This is a genomic window from Paenibacillus alkalitolerans (genome assembly GCF_016482785.1).
In the GTDB taxonomy this organism is placed as follows: domain Bacteria; phylum Bacillota; class Bacilli; order Paenibacillales; family YIM-B00363; genus Paenibacillus_AE; species Paenibacillus_AE alkalitolerans.
In genome coordinates this window covers 1-668 of record NZ_JAEMXM010000072.1, presented here as the reverse complement: position 1 = coordinate 668, position 668 = coordinate 1, and the positions used below count along the sequence as shown (strand labels likewise).

Here is a 668-nt window from a genome sequence, read left to right as displayed (position 1 = left end):
TCATGGTGGACCCAAGCGGGATCGAACCGCTGACCTCCTGCTTGCAAGGCAGGCGCTCTCCCAGCTGAGCTATGGGCCCGTATACAAATGGAAATGGTGGGCCTTAGTGGACTCGAACCACCGACCTCACCCTTATCAGGGGTGCGCTCTAACCAGCTGAGCTAAAGGCCCCAGTTATTCACTTTGCCATCGCTAGATGGCCGGCTTGGCGGNACGCGTGGTTCCCTTCCGCCATTACCACCAAACCGGTAGATCATCTTAGCACAGTCCCGGTCACCGATTCAACAGCAAGTGCTGCCAATCGTTCCGGCATATGCCAAGCGATTCGATTAAGGGATTCTCGAGTACTTATTTGCCTGCAGCCAATCGATCATCCGCACATATAAGCGACTTTCGAGTACTTATTTCCACCCGTTTCCCCTCATAGAAGGAAAAAACGCGGCAAATAAGTACTTCAATATCCCTTACAGGCGGTATATCTCGACCATGGAGACCGAATAAGTACCTCAAAGTACCTTAACCATTTTTTTGAAGGGTATCGCATTTTCGCGAAGCGAAATATGCTTGCACCCTCAAAACTGACAACGAGATCGGACTTTCCGCGAAGCGAAAATGTCCCTGCATACACTGATGGCCGAAGCCAGATTTGTACCTTGACGCATCGGTCA

The 668-nt window shown here is 51.0% G+C and carries 2 tRNA genes; both read right to left on the bottom strand.

The annotated features are described in order from the left end of the window. Window positions 1-3: 3 nt before the first annotated feature. A tRNA-Ala gene (locus JET16_RS29810) sits at window positions 4-79 on the bottom strand. A 15-nt stretch (window positions 80-94) separates the two neighbouring features. Further along, a tRNA-Ile gene (locus JET16_RS29805) sits at window positions 95-171 on the bottom strand. Window positions 172-668: the final 497 nt, after the last annotated feature.